This is a genomic window from Terriglobales bacterium, from assembly GCA_035691485.1.
GTDB lineage: Bacteria > Acidobacteriota > Terriglobia > Terriglobales > Acidobacteriaceae > JAIQGF01.
In genome coordinates, this window is sequence record DASSIZ010000073.1 from 1 (window position 1) to 17,274 (window position 17,274).

The window sequence follows — 17,274 nt, forward strand, 5'->3', positions numbered from 1 at the left end:
CGAGCGAAGTCACCGGCAGCACGGAAAATCCGTTCGCACCGATCAGGAACGGGTACTCGTTGGTTCCGTGGAGCGAACCGCGATACTTGACGATCCGCAGGCGGCGGGTGGAGACCTGCTCGACGATGCGATGGTCGAGCAGGATGACGCAATCGGCCACGTATTCTTCCAGTCCGTGCCGCGTGAGGCTGCCGTCACCGCGCTCCGCGGTAACGATCGCGGTAACGCCCCGATCTTTCAGCCAGCGGAACAGCCGGGACAGTTCGCTGCGGACGATGACCGAATTCTGGAACACACTGAATAACACTTCGATGGTATCCAGCACCACCCGCTTGGCGCCCACGGCGTCAATCGCGTCCCCCAAGCGGATGAACAGTCCTTCCAGGTCATATTCACCGGCTTCCTGCAGCTCCGCCCGGTTGATTTGCACGGAATCGATACAAAGCTTTCGCTCTTCAATAAGACGCGGAACGTCGAAGCCGAGCGAGGCCACATTTACCGCCAGCTCCGGCGCGGTCTCTTCAAACGCCAGGTACACTCCGGGTTCGTCGAAATCCCGCGCGCCGCGCACCAGGAACTCCATCGCCAACAGCGTCTTGCCGCTGCCGGCGCCGCCGCAAACCAGCGTCGGGCGGCCGCGGGGAAGGCCTCCTGCCGTGATTTCATCCAGGCCCGCGATTCCGGTCGCGCACTTTTGCAAAGCCACTTCCGTCCTGCAATTTTGTTGGGCAAGCTCCATGGCATTTCCTCAGAGAAACCGTAGCACCGCCGGGCGGCGTTGGAGCACGCCACGGCGGACCTTGCGCGCGTTGATTTCCTGTTTCTGCTGATGTCCCGAAATGAATTGCAGGCTTTGGCAAGCGCTTCCGGTCTGCTCGCCGCATCAGCGGCGGCCTGCGAGCGCGCCTTCCGATTCGGCGGAGCGAGCGGCTTCGGCCTCATCGGTAGGCAGAATGATGGTGAACCTGCTCCCCTGTCCCGGCTGGCTGGTGGCCTGGATCGTCCCTCGGTGTTGGACGGCGATCTTGCGGCAGATCGCCAGCCCGATTCCCGTCCCCTCGACGTTCTCGCGAACATGCAAGCGTTGAAAAGGCCGGAAGATACGATCGGCGTACTGTTCCTCGAACCCGATGCCGTTGTCGCTTACAAACAGTTCGACGTATCCGTCCTGGCGCGAGCGGCTGCCGACCTGGATGCGGGGAGCCCGTTCCGGGCTGCGGTAGGACAGCGCATTGGAAAGCAGGTTGTAGAACAGGCGATACATCTGCACGCGGTTGGCCCGGATGGTCGGCAATTCACCAACTTCCACCTGCGCGGCCGCAGCCTGAATTCCTGCCGAGAGTTCGTTGCTTACCTGCGCCACCAGCTCGGACAAGTTCACCCGCGTGAAGGGTTGCGTTTGCGCCGCGATCTGCGAATAGGAGAGCAGGGCCTCGATGATCTCGGCCATGCGCACAGCCCCTGCCCCGATCCGGCTCATGCTGTGCCGCACTGCATCGTCGGCGGCCCTCCCGAGCTGCGCTTGCAGCTGGTCGATGAACAAGCGGATCTTTCGCAGTGGTTCTTGCATGTCATGGGAGGCGATCGAAAGAAATTCCTGCAGTTCCAGGTTGCTGCGCTCCAGTTGTGCCGCGTATTCCTTCAGCTTAGATTCCGCTTGCAGGCGTCGCCGATCCGATTCCATATCGCGCAGGGCAAGTTTGACCGCGTGCGGCAGGCGCGCGAGATTCTCTTTCAGCACGTAGTCCGATGCGCCGGCTTTGATGCACTGCACAGCCATCTGGTCCCCCAGCGAGCCGGTCAGCAGAATGACAGGAGTCTGCCTGCCGGTTTCGCGCAGAATACGAATAGCATCCAGCCCGGTCCAGCCCGGCAGGCCGTAATCGGTGATTACGATGTCGTAATCGTGCTGCGAAATTAGCCGAGCAAAATCCTGTTGCCGGTCGGTTGCGTCCACCTGGACATCGAACCCGTCCCGCTGCAATTCCTTGCAGCTCAGCTCGATGTCGGCGCGCGAGTCTTCCACGAACAGGACGCGCAGTCGCCTCCCGCTTCTGATCTCAGCTGTCATCGAATGCCACTCGCTCATAACGGCGCTTTCGCGCCGGCTTAACTCCCCGCTCCAATCGGACTGGGCGTCGCCGCCCTGGGCGCACTCTCAACCGCCGGCATTTCGTTCAGCAGAAGCCAGTAAAGGCCGACCTGCTTCACGGCCTCCTGGAATTGCGCAAAATCCACCGGCTTCTGAATGTAACTGTTGACTCCCAGCCGGTAGCTTTCCACCAGGTCCCGCTGTTCGCGGGAGGACGTAAGGACGACGACAGGGATCATTCGTGTCCTGGCGTTTTGCTTGATCTGCCGCAGGACCTCCAATCCGTCAACCTTGGGCAGCTTCAGGTCCAACAGAATCAGGTACGGAACCGCGCCATCCTGCCGATGGCAATACGCTCCCCGGCCGAAGATGAAATCAAGCGCTTCGGCGCCGTCGCGAACCACGTGGATGTTGTTGCACAGGTTCTCCTTCTCCAGCGAACGCGTGGTGAGTTCCACATCCCTGGGATCGTCCTCGACCAGCAAAATTTCAGTTGGCAATTGCGACTTCATAGAGCTCCTCGCTTGACGCTTGTGACTCGGCACACCCGAGTGTGAAATAGAAGGTTGCGCCCCGATCGGGTTCCGCCTCTGCCCAGATGCGGCCCCCATGCCGATGGATAATTCGCTGAACTATGGCCAGACCAACGCCCGTGCCTTCGAAGTCTTCGGTGCGGTGGAGACGCTGAAAAATTCCAAAAAGCTTGTCGACATAGCGCATGTCGAAGCCCACGCCGTTGTCGCGCACAAAGAACACCGCTTCGCCGCCGACGCGTTGTCCCCCGACTTCGATCACCGCCGGATCGCGCGGGCGCGTAAACTTCACCGCGTTCCCCAGCAGGTTGGCGAATATTTGTCGGAGCAGGACCGGATCGCCGACGGCTTCCGGCAGCCCGGAAATCTTCCACTCAATCGCGCGCTGCCCGATTTCAGGAGCAAGTTCGTGCCGCACCGCATCGACAATGGAGTTGAGCGCCACCGGCTGCGGATGCAACGCCTGCCGGTTCATGCGCGACAACTCCAGCAGGTCGTCCACCAACTCTCCCATGCGACGCGCCGCGTCGCGGATTTCGTCCACATAGTGCCGGCTGGTCGGGCTCAGTGCTCCCCCATTTTCTTCCAGCAGCAGCTTGGCGAATCCGCTCAGATGGCGAAGTGGCGCCCTCAGGTCGTGGGATACGGAATAGGTAAACGCTTCCAATTCCTTGTTGGCGGCCTGTAATTCGGCGGTCCGCTGCTCGACACGCAGTTCCAGTCCCTCATTCAGTTTCCTGACCTCGTCTTCCGCGCGCTTGCGCGCGGTGATGTCGCGGGCGGCGGCGAACACGCCGATGACCTTTCCGCTTTCGTCGCGGTACACCGACGCGTTGTACAGCACCGACATCGTGGTCCCCGTGCTGTGCCGCAATTCCAGCGGGTAATCGCGCACCAGCCCTTCTCGAAAGACCTGTTCGTACCCGGCTTGCGCCTGTGCCGGATCGGTGAAGTACTCGCTAAAGTCCGTGCCAATCAGCTCTTCCCGGCTTCGGCCGGTGGCCGCCTCGGTCCCCGCATTCACGTCGGTAATCTTCCCGTCCGGACCGATGGTCACCAGCGGGTCGAGGCTGGCTTCGATGAGGCTGCGGTTATAGGCATTGGCGCGGCGCACTGCCTTCTCGGCCGCTTTGCGCGCGGTGATGTCGCGGGCGGCGGCGAACACGCCGATGACCTTTCCGCTTTCGTCGCGGTACACCGACGCGTTGTACAGCACCGACATCGTGGTCCCCGTGCTGTGACGCAACTCCAGCGGATAATCGCGCACCAGCCCTTCTCGAAAGACCTGTTCGTACCCGGCTCGCGCCTGTGCCGGATCGGTGAAGTAGTCGCTAAAGTCCGTGCCAATCAGCTCTTCCCGGCTTCGGCCGGTCGCCGCCTCGGTCCCCGCATTCACGTCAGTAATCTTTCCGTCCGGACCGATGGTCACCAGCGGGTCGAGGCTGGCTTCGATGAGGCTGCGGTTATAGGCATTGGCGCGGCGCACTGCCTTCTCGGCCGCTTTGCTGGCGGAGATATCGCGCACGATAGTAGATGCTCCGGTGACCTCGCCGCGCGCGTTCTTGGTCGGCGACAACGTCGCGGAGACCTCCACGCGTCTGCCGTCCTTGCACTGGCGGACGGTTTCGTGGTGCTCAATCCTTTCCCCGCGCGCGATCCGCTGCAGCAGTCCGCAAAATTCAGCATGGTATTCGGTCGGTACGACCGCCATCACCGAACGCCCGACCATTTCCGCCGCGGTGTAGCCATACAGTCGCTCGGCCCCCTGGTTCCAGGTCAATACGGTTCCGTCCAGGGTCTTGCTGATGATGGCGTCGTCGGAGGACTCGACGATGGCGGCCAGCCGCCGCGCCGCCTGCTCCGCCCGTGTCCGCTCGGTGATGTCGCGCGCCGCGGCGAAAACGCCCTCGACTTCGCCCGCTTCATTCCGGAAGACGCTGGCGTTGTAGAGCACCTCCGTGACCACGCCGTTCGCGCTGCGAATCGCCAGCGGATAATCGCGCACCAATCCTTCAGAAAACGCCTGCTCGTACCCGCGTCGGGCGCGGTCGGGCTCGGTGAAGTAATCGGCGAAATCGCTTCCAATCAGCCGCTCGCGGGACAAGCCGGTAGCGTTTTCGGTTGCATGATTCACATCCGTGATCAGGCCGTCGCGGCTGATGGTGACCAGGGGATCCAGGCTGGCCTCGATCAGGTTGCGGGCATATTTCGCCGCCTTGCGAGGCTGCTCCTCCATTATTTTTTGTTCCGTCACGTCCGTGCTCGTCCCGGTCACCCGCACCGCTTGTCCTGCCTCATTGCGATGAATTTCTCCCTGCCAGACCAGGTGCCGCGCTTCCCCTCCCGGGCGGACAATCCGGGATTCGAAGGAATATGAATTCTCGCCGGCCAACGCCTTGCGGATGGTGGCTTCCACGCGGCCGCGGTCCAGGTCGTGTACCGCTCGCAGGAACAGCTCATGCGTGGGCGCGACCGAACCCGGCTCCAGTCCGAAATTTCGAAACTGCTGATCGGACCAGGTTTGGGTGTTGTCGAGGACATTCCAGTCCCACGCCCCCAGGCGGGCCATGCGCACCGCGTTGTTCAACCACGCTTCGTTCCGCAGAAGGGGCTCGAAGGCGGCGCGGGCCTGGGCGATCTCCTGCGAAGCCCTGGCGCGGGCAACTTCCACTTCCTTGGCCAGCAGCCTCTCGCGGATGGCGCGATATTCGGCCTCAAACTGCTTACGGCGAAGTTGCGCCCGCACTCTCGCCTTTAACACTTCGAAGTCGCTGGACTTGGGAACGTAGTCGTCGGCGCCGGCGTTGATGCCCTCCACCATCGCCTTGGAATCCTGGACCGCGGTCAGGATCAGCAGCGGGATGTTCCGCCAGGCAGGTGTGTTCTTGATGATGTGGCAGGTCTCCTGGCCGGACAGCCCCGGCATCACCAGGTCCAAAAGAATGCAATCGACCGGCTGCACTTCCAGCAGTTCGATGGCTTCCTTGCCGGAGCGCGCGGCGATGATGTCGTAACCTTCTTTGTGCAGTTCCTCCGCCAGCTCGTGCAGGTACGTAGAGCTGTCGTCCACTGCGAGGATCTTTTTGGGGCCCAGCAAGCCGGTCACGCCCGTTTCCCCGGCGCGCGGGGAGAGCGAACGGACAAGAGCGACGATACGGGCAAGAATTACATCAACGTCGGTCGCCTTGCGAACGTAGGCGTCGGCGCCCGCTTCCAGTTTTCGCAGTTCATCTCCCGTGGACTCCTCCGCGGTCAGCAGCAGGCAGGGGATGTCGCGCAGCGTGACGTCGTCTTTGAGCCGGCGGATCACCGCGCTCCCATCGAGCGGGCCGGGCAGCACCCCGTTCACGATTACGGCATCGGGACGATTGGTCACCGCTGCGCGCAGTCCCTCTTCGCCCGTTTCGGCGGCCACGACCGTATATCCGGCCTTCTCCAGTACCAGCTTGAATTCGTTGCGGAAGGTAGGGCTGTCGTCAATGAGGAGGAGCTTTGACCCGGAGGTCTCCACCTCGGTTTTAACGTCGCCGACCAACTGGCGCGCCCGTGCCAGCACATGTCCGGTGTCGTATGGCTTGCCGACATACTCATCGGCCCCTGTCCTCAGCCCTCGCACCCGGTCGCGCACCTCGGCCTCGGTGGACAAGAGGATGACGGGGAGCGCCGCCGTCCCAGGACTGGACTTGATTTCTTGGAGCAGATCGATGCCGCTGCCGTCCGGCATGAGCACATCGAGAATGACCAGCGCGTAGGGTCGCTCCTTCAGCGCCTTCCGCGCGGTCGACAGCGTAGCGCAGGTGGTGGCGGCGAAGCCGATGGACTCAAACTTCTCCTGCAGGTCCATCCGGACCGTCAAGCTGTCGTCCACAATCAGCACTTGAGGCCGCATCTCGATCCCCCATCAAGGCCGCGCCCGGACGCCGACCTCGTTTCCGACGCCGGCCAAGGCCGCCAAGGCCGGCGCAAATTCGTGGACCCCGAGCACGCGCTCTGCGGCATTGAGCTTCACCGCCTCTGCCGGCATGCCGAATACGACCGACGTCGCCTCATCCTGCGCCAGCGTCAAACCTCCGGCGTTGCGGATTGCCAGCAGGCCGGCTGCTCCATCCTTCCCCATCCCCGTCAGCAGGCACGCGATGCTCTGCTTCCCGAACTCGACGGCGAGCGACTCGAAAAGAGTGTCAATGGAGGGGCGGCAGGAATGCCGTTCCGCGGTCCCGTTGAGCGAAAGTCGCCCTCCGGCGACAACAAGGTGCCGATTGGGCGGGGCCATGAGCACCAGGCCGTGTCCCACGCCGGGCAGCGCCTCCCGATCCATGGCATAGCGCACCGGCAGCACCGACTGGCTTTCAATCCACTCCGCCAGATGTCTGGCAAACATCTCGTCAATGTGAATCACCAGCAGGACGGGAAGCGGAAAATCGCCCGGCAAGTTCTTCAGAATTTCCACGACCGCCGCCGGCCCGCCGGTGGAGGTGCCGATCGCAACCAGCCGGTATCCCGGCGAGCGCCTCGGCGGCGCCGGCGGCGCCGGACGCGCGCGGCCGTCCCGCCTCCGGCCCTTCAGGTGTGTGATGGGCTTGATTCGGGAGATCAGCTTCACCTTGAAAACCAAACGATTTTCCCAGTCCACGTCCGTCGAGTCGGCCTTCGGCTTCTCCAGTACGTCCAGCGCTCCAGCCGCCAGCGCGTCGTACGTCTTGAACACTTCGCCGCGGTTCGCTGATGCCGATACGATCAGGATCGGGGTTGGGAAATACGCCATGATGTATTCCGTCGCCGCCAATCCGCTCAGCACCGGCAATACCATGTCGAGGGTGAGCACATCGGGTCGCAACCGGCGGCACATTTCAATGCAGGTCTTCCCGTCCGCGGCTTCTCCCACCACCTCCAGCTCCGGGTCGTCGTTCAGGATCTCAACCAGCCGCTTCCGCACGGTGAGCGAGTCTTCCACCACCAATACCCGGATCCGCGACATGATTCACCCCACCAACTGACCGACCAGATCGAGGAACCTGGTCTGCTCGAATTCGCTTTTCACGATGTAGGCGCGCGCGCCCGCTTCCGCTCCCCGGCGCTTGTCGTCCGCCGATCTGCGCGAGCTCACCAGCACCGAGGGAACCTCGCGCAGTTCCGGATCCTCGCGGAATCGCGACAACAACTGGAAGCCGTCCATGCCCGGCATTTCGATGTCCACCACGAACAAGGCGTAATGGCAGTCGCGCGCCTTAGCCAGGGCTTCCTCGCCCGAGGTGGCGGTGTCGACGCGGTGGCCTGCCGACTCCAGGATGTTCTGCTCGACCATGCGCGTGGTCAGCGAATCATCCACGATCAGGATCGGAGCCTGTCGCTCCGCCGCTGCCGTTTCCCTTGCGCTTCTCCGCCCGGCCACGTTGGCCAGGTGCGCCGGTTCCAGCACCAGGATCGGATTGCCTTCCGCATCCAGGTACGCCCCCGCCACCTCCTCCGCGGCGGCCGCGATCGCGGGCAGACGCCGCATCAGGACAGTTTCCGTGCCCAGCAGTCTCTCGATCCCTACCGCTACGAGCTCCGCTCCGCTCCGCACCACCACCGCGGTCTTCCTCTCCCGGTGATCACCCGGACCCGCGGCTCCCAGCGCCGCCGTGAGCGTCACGAATTGGATCGTTTGGCCTTCGTAGGCAATGGACTCGCTGCTGCCCGCTGGCGAGATTTCTTGTTCGCGAACCGCGAGCGCACGGCACACGCTATCCAGCGGCAGGCACGCCCGCTGTCCCGCCGATTCCACCAGCAAGACTTCAATCGAGCTGCGCGAAACCGGAACCGCAATCTCGAACGTGGTCCCCTGGCCAGCCTTGGTTACGACGCTGACTTCCCCCTTCAGGCGAACGGCGGCGTCGCGCAGGATATCCAGCCCGATGCCGCGGCCGGCGATGCCGGTCACCTGCCCCGAGGTGCTGAAACCGCCCTTGAGGAGCAGGTCAACCGCCTGGGTTACGTTGACGCTCTCCGCCTCGCCGGCGGTGACTACTCCCTTGCGTACCGCGACGCTTCGGATGGCTGCAAGGTCGATGCCTCCCCCGTCGTCGCGACAGGCGAACACCATCCGGCCCGCCTTGCGCTCCGCCCGCAGCTCCACGACTCCCCGCGGCGCTTTTCCCGCCCTGGTACGAGCCTCCGGCGATTCGATCCCGTGGGCGACCGCATTGCGCACCAGTTGCAGCAGCCCGTGCTGCACCACCGCGAGCACATCCGCGTCCAGGCGGAGTTCCTCACCGCTGGCGCGGAAGTCCACCGCCTTGCCGACCGCCTGGGCCGCGTCGCGTGCCGTCCGTGCCAGCGCCGGAACAATGGTTGACACCGGCAGCAGCCGAAGCCGGTTCGCCCGCGCCTGCGCCTGCGCCAATTCCCGTTCTGTCTTCTCCAGCGCGCTGGTGACCTCGCGCTCCAGCCGCGTGCAGGCCTCCGCCACCTCTTCGCCGAGCGCATGCGTTCGGGAAACAAACGCGTGCGCCGTCGGTGACGCCTCATGCGCCAGAGACATCGCCAGCTCGCGCGCCCGGTTGGACAGCGCCGCGGCAGGTCGGATTTTGCGCATTTCGGTCCCAACTTCTGTCAGGCTTGCCAGAAGCGCTTCCACCTCTTCCACGTCCACGCGTACGCTGTCCGGGACCTCGCTCGCGGAATTGCAGGGGCCGGCTGGTCTGGCGTGTTGTGCGGGAGGGGAGCCCAGCTCTTCCAGCCGCGCTCCGATGCCGTCGAGCAGCCGAACGGCTTCGCGAGCTTGCTCCTTCGACACCGGACCCCCGCTTTCGCGATAGGGAGAAAACACGCCTTCGATGGCGTGCGCCGCCTCGGCGATCTCGCCCTGGTGCACCACCTGTGCCGCCCCCTTCAGCGTATGTGCGGCGCGCAAAAGGCGGGTCATGAGGGCCGGCGCCACCGTGCCTTTTTCCGCCTCCAGGGCAATCCGCGTGAGCTCCTCGAGCAGCTCGCGCGCCTCCACCCGGAAGTACTTGTAAATATCCCGCGCCATGCTCACCTACGCGGCGGCTGCGTGCGCGCGCACGATCTGAGACAGGTCATGCGACAGGTGCGCCAGCTGGGTTGCCGTCTGCAGCGTCTGGCTGGTGCTGGTCTCCGTCTCGCGCGCTGCCTGGGCCGCCCCCGCAATCGCGCTGTTGACCTGTTCCACCGCGGTCGTCTGCTGCTTGGTGCCGAGCTCGATTTCCTGCGCCGCTTCGGTTGTGGTCCCCACCAGACTGGTGATCTGTTTGAAGCTCTTGTTCACGTCTTCGAAGTGGCGGAGCCCGACATCCACCGCCTTGGAGCCCCCTTCGGTGGCCAGTACCGTCGTATTGACCGCGCCGCGGATCTCCTCGACCAGCCCGCGGATCTCCTTGGTGGACCCGCTGACCCGGTCTGCCAGCTTGCGGATTTCGTCTCCCACCACCGCGAACCGCTTGCCAGCCTCCCCCGCCCCCGCCGCCTCGATTGTCGCGTTGATCGACAGGATGTTGGTCTGCTCCGCCAGTTCATTGATGATGTCCAGGATGCCGCCGATTTGCTGCGACTTCCTCCCCAGGTCCAGCATGTGGCTCACGATCTCGTCCACCTGTTGCCGGATCTCTCCGATTGCTTCTTGCATCTTCGCGACCATCTCGTCGCCCGAATGCGCTGCCGACGCGGTCTCTTGGGCCATATGGGCCACCCGCTGCGCGCTTTCCGAAATCTGTCGCGTGGTGACCAGAAGTTCGCCCATCGTTGTCGTGACCTCGCTCATCGCGCTCGCGGTTTCGCGCGCTCCCGTGGCCTGCTGGTTGGCCGTGCTCTGGAGTTCGGCCGAAGAGCTCTGCACGTGCTGCACCGCCGAGCCCACCTGGCGGGTCAAGGCCCGGGAGAGGAAAAACGCGGTCACCGTCGCGAACAACACCGCAAAGCACGCCAGCGCGATCACCAGCCGCATCGCCGACGTAGCATCAGCCGTAGATCTCTGTTTGGCTTCTTCCAGCAGGCGCTGATTCAATTCGACGTAGTTCTGGGTTTGCTGCCCGAGCCGCTCCCGGATGGGGATGGCATCGTGGAGCATGATCTGAGTGGCCCCTTCCAGGCCGGCCTTCGTGTTTCGCATGCGGATGGCACGCTCTTGAAGTTCCGCCAGTTGCTGCTGCGATTTTCGGATCTCCGCCACCAGGCGGTTGCCGTCGTCGGTGAGGGTTCGGCGCGAGAATTCGTCGAGCAACAGCAAAGATTGATTGCGGCCCTGGTCCCATTGTTTGAGAAACCGTTCCTCCGGCGACACCACGTACGCACGGAAGCCGGCGACCTGCTCATCTATGGCGGCGTCCAGCTTCGCGGCATCAATTAACCCGTTGGCGTGGATGCTGAGAACGGCGTCCTTGCTGGTTATGACCGCACGCAGCGCATATATGGCCACCAGGGCTGTAACCACGGCCACACAAACCATGACTACGAAACCGCCGACCACTTTCTTCTGGAAAGTCCATTCATGACTCATGACTGTTCACTTCCTTTCTCTCGGGCTTGGGCGGCTGCGCGTACCTGCTGCACGATGAGCGGCGCCTCCAGGATCGGCCGCACCACCCCTCCGATTCGAGCTACCTGCCGCACCGGTCCCGACTCCGGCCCGTTCGCCTGCTGGTAAAGGTGCTGCGCCGGCACGTTAAATTGACCGTCGAACTCGTCAAAGCCCAGGCCCAGCACCGCTTCTCCATCGACCAGCGCCAGCCATCGCGGAGTATTCACGGGCTCCCGGGATTCCACAAAACCGGACATGCGGAACACCGGTATTACCAGCCCGCGCAGGCCGGTCACGCCCGCGAGATGAGACAGGGGGCTGGACACCGGGACCAGGCGTCGCATCCGCGCCACCCCGAGGATTTGCCGCTGCCGCAAGGCGTAGGGTCGGCCGCCAATCCGGATCGCAATCAGCGCTTCTTCCTGCTCGATCTTTCTCTCCGGCGGCAAGGCAAACAAATGGTCGAAAGCGCGCCGAAGTTCGCTGGCGGGATCCTTTGTCGTTGCCGCGCTGCTCATGGTGTCCCTCCACACGCGCGCAGCTGAGCGCGGCTGAATTCCAGCAGCGCCACCCGGCTGAAACCGCCCCCCAGTAGCAAAATGCGCGATGAATCCTCGCGTCCCAGCAGCATGAGTGCCTGCTGCAATTCCTGACGGGCCGCGTGGATGTCTCCCATTCGCTTGGCGAGCAATCCGAGGTGCAGGTGCGGCATGGCAAAGGCGGGGTCCAGGTAGATGGCCGCGCGATCATGCTCCATCGCGCCTTGCCGGTCGCTCAGATGTTCCCGGCAAACGGCGGTGACGTAATGCGCCGCCGCGTTCAATTCGTCGCGGCACAGAACGCTTCTGCATTCGGCCTCCGCCGCGGTCACCTCTCCACAATTGGTCAGGATCACCGCCCGCAGGAGTTGCGTATCCAGATCGGAGGTGGTTCGTGACGGCATGGTGCGCAGGAGTTGAAGCGCGTCTCGAAATCTCTCTTCCTGGAGCAATTCCAACACCGCGCCGAGCGACTGCGCTGAGGCGGCAGGCCTTCCCAACTTCTCCGTGACCGCCGCTTTCGGAGGAACCTTGGTGTCACTGGCACGGTCATTTATCATCCCTTGCGACAGGCTCGCGACCCGTTCCGACGAACGCCGCACTGCCTCCACCCATGAGATATCGACGGAAGCGGCGGCCGGCACCGGTGCCTGCGTCAGGTCCGCGCCGGCTTCCACCTCGTCGGCGCCCTCGCGTTGTTGGTAGTAGAAGCAGTCGTCCGCATGCCGCAAATGAAAGCCGTGCGAAACCCCTCGCAGGGTTTCTGCCGAGCTCAAGAACAAAAATCCCCCCGGGCACAGGGCGTGCCTCAGCCGCTCAATGGCGACTCGCGCCGCCTCCGCCGTCAGATACATCACAACATTGCGACAGAAAATGACGTCGTACTGTTCGATCTCCCAAATCGTCTCTCCCGGTGCCGCCAAATTGCGCTCTTCGAGCCGCACCATGGAGCGGATGTCGCGGCGAAGCGTGTAGTGCTTCCCATTCAATTGAAAATACTTCCGCAAAAGCTCCTGGGGCACGTCACGCAGCGACCAGTCGGTGTATCGCGCACTAAGGGCCTGCGCCAGCATCTTGGAATTGATGTCGAAAGCCGTGATCGTTACATCCTCCGGGCGCAGGTGCGGAAAATGCTCGCGAACGGTGATTGCCAACGAATAAGGCTCCTCGCCTGAAGCGCAACCCGCCGACAGCATCCGCAGCGGGCGACGCCCCTTCAGCAGTGCAATCCGCTCCGGCAGCACGCCGTTCACAAGCGCACGAAAGTGCTCCGGTGACCGGAAAAAGTAGGTTTCGACCACCGTGAGTTGACCGGCTAAGACTCGCCATTCCTCGCGCCCGCCCCGTTCTACCTCCATGCCGGCAAGGTACTCAGCTGCGCTTGCGGATCCACGCTGCTGGACACGCTGTCGCAGGATGTCGGCCAGCCAGTCCAGCCGATCATCCTCGACTCGAAGCCCGAGCGAGGTGGCGATCAGGCGCCGGAACCGCTCCACATCCCCACGCTGCAGTCGTTCCATCTAGCCCCCCTTGCCCGGTGCGCCGATCTCTTCCCGCAACAGGCGCGCCGTCTTGAGTACCAGGAACAACTCCGCATCGAGCGCCCCCACCGATGCGATGATCTCGGGGTTGGCGCTCTGCATGAGGGGCGGCATTTGGTTCAGTGTCGAGGCATCGAACTCGCGGATCCCCACCACGGCTTCTACCGCTAAGGCAACCGTTCGCCTGCCGGCGCGCACGCTGACAAAGCGCGACCATGGCTGTCCGCAGTGACATCCGAGCACCGCGGCCAGATCTACGACCGGCACCGGAACTCCACGAATCACCGCCAGGCCGCGAACGCCATCGGGGGCTCCCTCCACCGGCTCGATGGCCAGCGGCCGCATGGTTTCCTCTACGTCCGGCAGTGCCAGGACACAATGATGTCCTCCCGCCCGAACAACGAGCCGGCGATTGGGGACATCGGCATTCATGGTTGCCTCGGCGTCCAATGCATACGCCAAATCGACCGTAACACCGGCGTGGTGACGGGGTCAGGCAAAAGTCGGTCGGGAGAAGAGCGGCAGGATGAAAATGGGCCTCGTTCCAGATTGGAATTCGCACCCGGTCGGCGCACAACCCTCGCATGCACTTCCGCTCGCACCTAGCAGCAAGGCGAAAATCAGGAACATTGAGCGCTCTCTGCAGCTACGCGCTGCGCTGGGAATGGGCCGCTAGCAGGTTGAGGGCCACCTTAACTCGTCTTTCCTACGGCTAAATACGCCGAATTTCCGAAATGAAAGTAGGCGCAGAATAACGTGATCGCCGGGAGCTTGAGGCGATCACACCCGCTGAACCGGGCCTCGCTCGTCGGTGACGTTGGGCGGGTCCGCGTCGGGATTTGCAATCATCACCCGCCCCTGAGCTACGGCGAGCGTGCGAGCGAAAGAGGAGGGAGCATGGACCGCAGGCGTTCCGCGATCTCTTTCCTGTCTTGCTTTTCAGCAACCAGCACACGAGTTGTGACAGCGGCTTGCGTCCTAGTCATGCTCGCGATGATGGCCGGGTGCGGCGGTAATGCGACGACGGTCTCGTCCACGCCAACACCGTCCACCACCACCAACTCATCGCCGCCGCCCGGAACCACCAGCGATCAATTCCTTTACGCGATTACGACAAATGCCACAAGCACCACGGGGGCAATTCATGAGTTTCACATTGACGCAAACGGCGCGTTGACGCCGCTTGCAGGCTCGCCGGTCACGCTGCCGGGAACTGCCGAAACGATCGCCGCCGATCCCCTGGGGCGTTTTGTTTTTGTAGTCGCTGGCGCTTCCATTATCGGTTTTCCAATAGACGCAAACACAGGCGCGTTGGGCGCCAGCTTCTCCGTACCGTGGACGGCCGCGGTGAGCAATGCGCGTTTGGTGGTCCACCCGTCCGGGAAGTTTCTCTTTGTGGAGGGAATTCCAGCGCCCCCTTTCTTCCCTGCCGACTTCGAGATCACCACCTACACCATTGCCGCGGCGCCAGCCGGATTGCAAATCGGCACTTCGTTGAAGATTTCGCCGAACTTTTTTGGCCTGGCAGTTAATCCCGGCGGCACTTTCCTGTATGCCACCACGCTTCAAGCAGGCGCCTTAGGACCGGAACCCGGGATCACACAAATGAGCATCGATGCGGTAACGGGCGCGCTAACCCCGGTGGGGCCGGTTGGGCGTTCGGCCGACGTCGTCAGCGCAGAAGAACTCTTGGTGCACCCCAATGGCAAATTTTTATATGTTGGCGAAAACTCGCCATCGGTGTCGGCCTTCTCGCTGGCCGCAAATGGCGCGGCCACGCTTACGATGCGGTCAGGCCTCTCTGTCTGTAACGTGACGCCGGACTTCGGAGGTCAACTCGCCATCAGCCCACGCGGCGACCTGCTGTTCCAAGCCACATCGCAGCCTAATTGCATTGTGACCTACAGAGTTGACCAGGCTACAGGCGCGCTGACGTTTGTCAGTTCTTCCCCCAATCTGGGGATCGCTCCGGGGCAGGACGGAGCTCCAGGGATTGTAGTGGATGGCAGCGGCGCATTTGTGTACGCCGCTGATGCTGGAACCAACACCATCGTCAGTTTCGCAATCGCCCCGAACGGAGCGCTGACACCTTTGGCGTCCTCGCCGTTCCGCGTGCCCAGCGGTCAACTGCCGAGCATCCCCCGATACACCATGGCGGTTGCGACCGTGAAACATTGATTCAGCGCTTCTGCAGGTCGCGTTGCTGAAGCCGAAACGAAGCCGAAATATGCTGACTTCAGGCTGCACGATCTCCGACACACGGCAGCCCGGACGGCCCATAGCATTGCCTTTCAAGTGGAAGTGCGAATCAATTCGTTCCGAGCTATCAATTAGCCAACTCAACAATGTAAGTCGGGTTGAGCCATTACGGGAATTGCCAGCGCTTGGCATGGAGGGAATTCGCCCGGAATCGCTGTCCCCGGAGCTATTCTTTCATCGACAGACCAGATCCGTGGGGCACGTCTGTGCGCAGGGTTCGAGTGACCGCGGGCTTATGGATTCAGGGTTCCCTAAATCGAGTTCATTCCTGCAATGAAATGTTGCCCCGAGCGCGTAAGCGGGAAAATTGCATTTCGGGCTGTTCGACACTGTTTCTCGGTCCTCCGCCTACACTCCACCTTAAGGAGGAACTATGACCATTACTGTGGGAAAGCACAACGGCATATGGAAGGCTTCTCCGCCGCATCCGAAGGTCAAGTGCGGTACCGATGTCACCTGGAGCTTCGGTCCGTGTAAGAAATGGACATTAAGTTTGCCGAGAAATGTCTTCGAGGGAGATCTCGAACGCCAAGGCGAAGGGCCGGACACCGTCTCTGCAAAGGTGAAAAACGCCGTGCCTAATAATCCGGAACCACCTCCCCCTAAACACAATCCTAGGGAGTACCGATACAAGGGCACAGTGAAAGAGCATGACAATGACAAGGGCAGCGACATCGAAGGCGACAGCCCGCCCACCGTCATAATTGACCCTTAGAAACGCGCGCGGAAAATACTGAACTGGGATGGATCTGTTACCTTGGCAGCAGCAAGGAGACATACCGCTGAACGGCCAGTCACCCAACCAGCCCCTAGTGCTGGCTGGCGTTATGGATGAAAGATTTCCTTGTCCTAAGTTACAGGGTCGGTTTGCCAAGTTACTTTTCTGCCCCGGCGGCTATGGCTTTCAACTCCGCGAACGCCGCGTCGAGCCGCTTAATGAGGGCCAGCGAAACATTTTCTGGGGTGGATACCGCTGTACGTCAGCCTTTGGAATCTTGGCGTCCCCGGCGGGATTCGAACCCGCGTTACCGCCGTGAAAGGGCGATGTCCTAGGCCGGGCTAGACGACGGGGACGCTTCTTGGGTGGGAACTTCTAGCCGAACGCTTCATCGTAGCAGCCGCTTTCTTCGACTGTCAAAATACATTGCCGAATTGCCGAACTGCGGAATTGCGGAATTGAAAGTCAGTCGCTGAAGTTCGCGTGCAGCGCGTGCAGAGAACAAAGATTCGGTAATTCCGCAGTTCGGCAGTTCCGCAGTTCCGCATTTGCACTTCGGCAATTCCGCAGGCAGGTGGCAATCTTCGATTCCACCGCTGATCCACGGTCTGGCATCTAAAATGGATCCATGGCCGATCCTCTCTATCTCAGCCTGTGGTTTCCACGTTTCGAAGAAACCGACATGATGCCGCGGCTTCTCTCGGTGACACGCCTGTTCCTGTTCTCCGAGTCCCGCCCGGGAATCACTGCCATTTCGGTGCATCCCGTTTCCTGGAGCGAGCCCACCATCCTGGAGCGCCGTTTCCGCCCCGGGATCGCTCCCGAGCAGGCCATCGCCATGGCCGCCGACATGCTGCACGAAGATTATGCCTATCTCCTCGAAGCCTACTGGGACCTGTGGGTTCCCGGCGAAGGCAGCGACGAATGGATTGTCGCGCCGCGCCAGGTGAAGTTCATCGCCCACGGCGTGGAATTCGACGAAGGAACCTACGAGGAGAGCGGGCACATTCAGGTGGACTTCGGGCTCGATTCACCGTTCCTGTTCGACGACGTTGACTTGAACCAAGTCTCGGA

General features: G+C 62.4%; 13 protein-coding genes and 1 tRNA gene. 3 read left to right on the forward strand and 11 right to left on the reverse strand.

Translation table 11 applies throughout. The features are described 5' to 3' along the window. The 10 genes from VFI82_09940 to VFI82_09985 all read right to left on the reverse strand — a co-directional run. The coding region (locus VFI82_09940; protein ID HET7184997.1) for an ATPase domain-containing protein at positions 1-706 on the reverse strand (706 nt) is incomplete at its 3' end. A 177-nt stretch (positions 707-883) separates the two neighbouring features. Next, the gene (locus VFI82_09945; protein HET7184998.1) at positions 884-2,071 is read right to left on the reverse strand and encodes an ATP-binding protein; all 1,188 of its coding nucleotides are present in this window, start codon (positions 2,069-2,071) and stop codon (positions 884-886) included. Positions 2,072-2,109: 38 nt separating this feature from the next. After that, positions 2,110-2,604: a response regulator gene (locus tag VFI82_09950; GenBank protein ID HET7184999.1), complete on the reverse strand. Its 495-nt coding sequence runs from the start codon at positions 2,602-2,604 to the stop codon at positions 2,110-2,112. Beyond that, on the reverse strand, positions 2,582-6,514 hold the full coding sequence (locus tag VFI82_09955) for a PAS domain S-box protein (GenBank protein ID HET7185000.1): 3,933 nt from the start codon (positions 6,512-6,514) through the stop codon (positions 2,582-2,584). The genes VFI82_09950 and VFI82_09955 overlap by 23 nt, the downstream gene beginning before the upstream one ends. 12 nt (positions 6,515-6,526) lie before the next feature. Further along, entirely contained in the window at positions 6,527-7,603 is a 1,077-nt protein-coding gene (cheB, locus tag VFI82_09960; GenBank protein ID HET7185001.1) for a chemotaxis-specific protein-glutamate methyltransferase CheB, read from the reverse strand. 3 nt (positions 7,604-7,606) lie between these two features. Continuing rightward, complete coding sequence (locus VFI82_09965) at positions 7,607-9,640, reverse strand: response regulator (GenBank protein ID HET7185002.1); 2,034 nt, start codon at positions 9,638-9,640, stop codon at positions 7,607-7,609. A 6-nt stretch (positions 9,641-9,646) separates the two neighbouring features. Continuing rightward, positions 9,647-11,122 (reverse strand): methyl-accepting chemotaxis protein, encoded by a 1,476-nt coding sequence (locus VFI82_09970; GenBank protein ID HET7185003.1) that lies wholly within the window; start codon positions 11,120-11,122, stop codon positions 9,647-9,649. Next, positions 11,119-11,661 (reverse strand): chemotaxis protein CheW, encoded by a 543-nt coding sequence (locus tag VFI82_09975; GenBank protein ID HET7185004.1) that lies wholly within the window; start codon positions 11,659-11,661, stop codon positions 11,119-11,121. The genes VFI82_09970 and VFI82_09975 overlap by 4 nt, the downstream gene beginning before the upstream one ends. After that, entirely contained in the window at positions 11,658-13,202 is a 1,545-nt protein-coding gene (locus tag VFI82_09980) for a protein-glutamate O-methyltransferase CheR (GenBank protein HET7185005.1), read from the reverse strand. Before VFI82_09980 ends, VFI82_09975 begins: the two co-directional genes overlap by 4 nt. After that, on the reverse strand, positions 13,203-13,655 hold the full coding sequence (locus VFI82_09985; GenBank protein ID HET7185006.1) for a chemotaxis protein CheW: 453 nt from the start codon (positions 13,653-13,655) through the stop codon (positions 13,203-13,205). Positions 13,656-14,207: 552 nt separating this feature from the next. Here VFI82_09985 and VFI82_09990 point away from each other — a divergent pair. Continuing rightward, positions 14,208-15,401, forward strand: a complete 1,194-nt coding sequence (locus tag VFI82_09990; protein HET7185007.1) for a beta-propeller fold lactonase family protein — start codon at positions 14,208-14,210, stop codon at positions 15,399-15,401. A 454-nt stretch (positions 15,402-15,855) separates the two neighbouring features. Then, a complete protein-coding gene (locus VFI82_09995; GenBank protein ID HET7185008.1) occupies positions 15,856-16,197 on the forward strand; it encodes a hypothetical protein in 342 nt (113 codons plus the stop codon). 281 nt (positions 16,198-16,478) lie between these two features. On the opposite strand, the gene VFI82_10000 is transcribed toward VFI82_09995, so the two are convergent. Continuing rightward, positions 16,479-16,556 (reverse strand) — tRNA-Glu (locus tag VFI82_10000). A gap of 272 nt (positions 16,557-16,828) precedes the next feature. On the opposite strand from VFI82_10000, the gene VFI82_10005 reads away from it, so the two are divergent. Then, positions 16,829-17,274: hypothetical protein (locus tag VFI82_10005; protein HET7185009.1), on the forward strand; the 446-nt coding region annotated here is incomplete at its 3' end.

Coding starts and splice junctions, on each gene's coding strand:
- VFI82_09995 (HET7185008.1), top strand. CDS start 15,856: ATGACCATTACTGTGGGAAAGCACAACGGCATATGGAAGGCTTCTCCG.
- VFI82_09980 (HET7185005.1), bottom strand. CDS start 13,202: ATGGAACGACTGCAGCGTGGGGATGTGGAGCGGTTCCGGCGCCTGATC.
- VFI82_09965 (HET7185002.1), bottom strand. CDS start 9,640: ATGGCGCGGGATATTTACAAGTACTTCCGGGTGGAGGCGCGCGAGCTG.
- VFI82_09945 (HET7184998.1), bottom strand. CDS start 2,071: ATGACAGCTGAGATCAGAAGCGGGAGGCGACTGCGCGTCCTGTTCGTG.
- VFI82_09950 (HET7184999.1), bottom strand. CDS start 2,604: ATGAAGTCGCAATTGCCAACTGAAATTTTGCTGGTCGAGGACGATCCC.
- VFI82_09970 (HET7185003.1), bottom strand. CDS start 11,122: ATGAGTCATGAATGGACTTTCCAGAAGAAAGTGGTCGGCGGTTTCGTA.
- VFI82_09985 (HET7185006.1), bottom strand. CDS start 13,655: ATGAATGCCGATGTCCCCAATCGCCGGCTCGTTGTTCGGGCGGGAGGA.
- VFI82_09975 (HET7185004.1), bottom strand. CDS start 11,661: ATGAGCAGCGCGGCAACGACAAAGGATCCCGCCAGCGAACTTCGGCGC.
- VFI82_09990 (HET7185007.1), top strand. CDS start 14,208: ATGCTCGCGATGATGGCCGGGTGCGGCGGTAATGCGACGACGGTCTCG.
- VFI82_09955 (HET7185000.1), bottom strand. CDS start 6,514: ATGCGGCCTCAAGTGCTGATTGTGGACGACAGCTTGACGGTCCGGATG.
- cheB (HET7185001.1), bottom strand. CDS start 7,603: ATGTCGCGGATCCGGGTATTGGTGGTGGAAGACTCGCTCACCGTGCGG.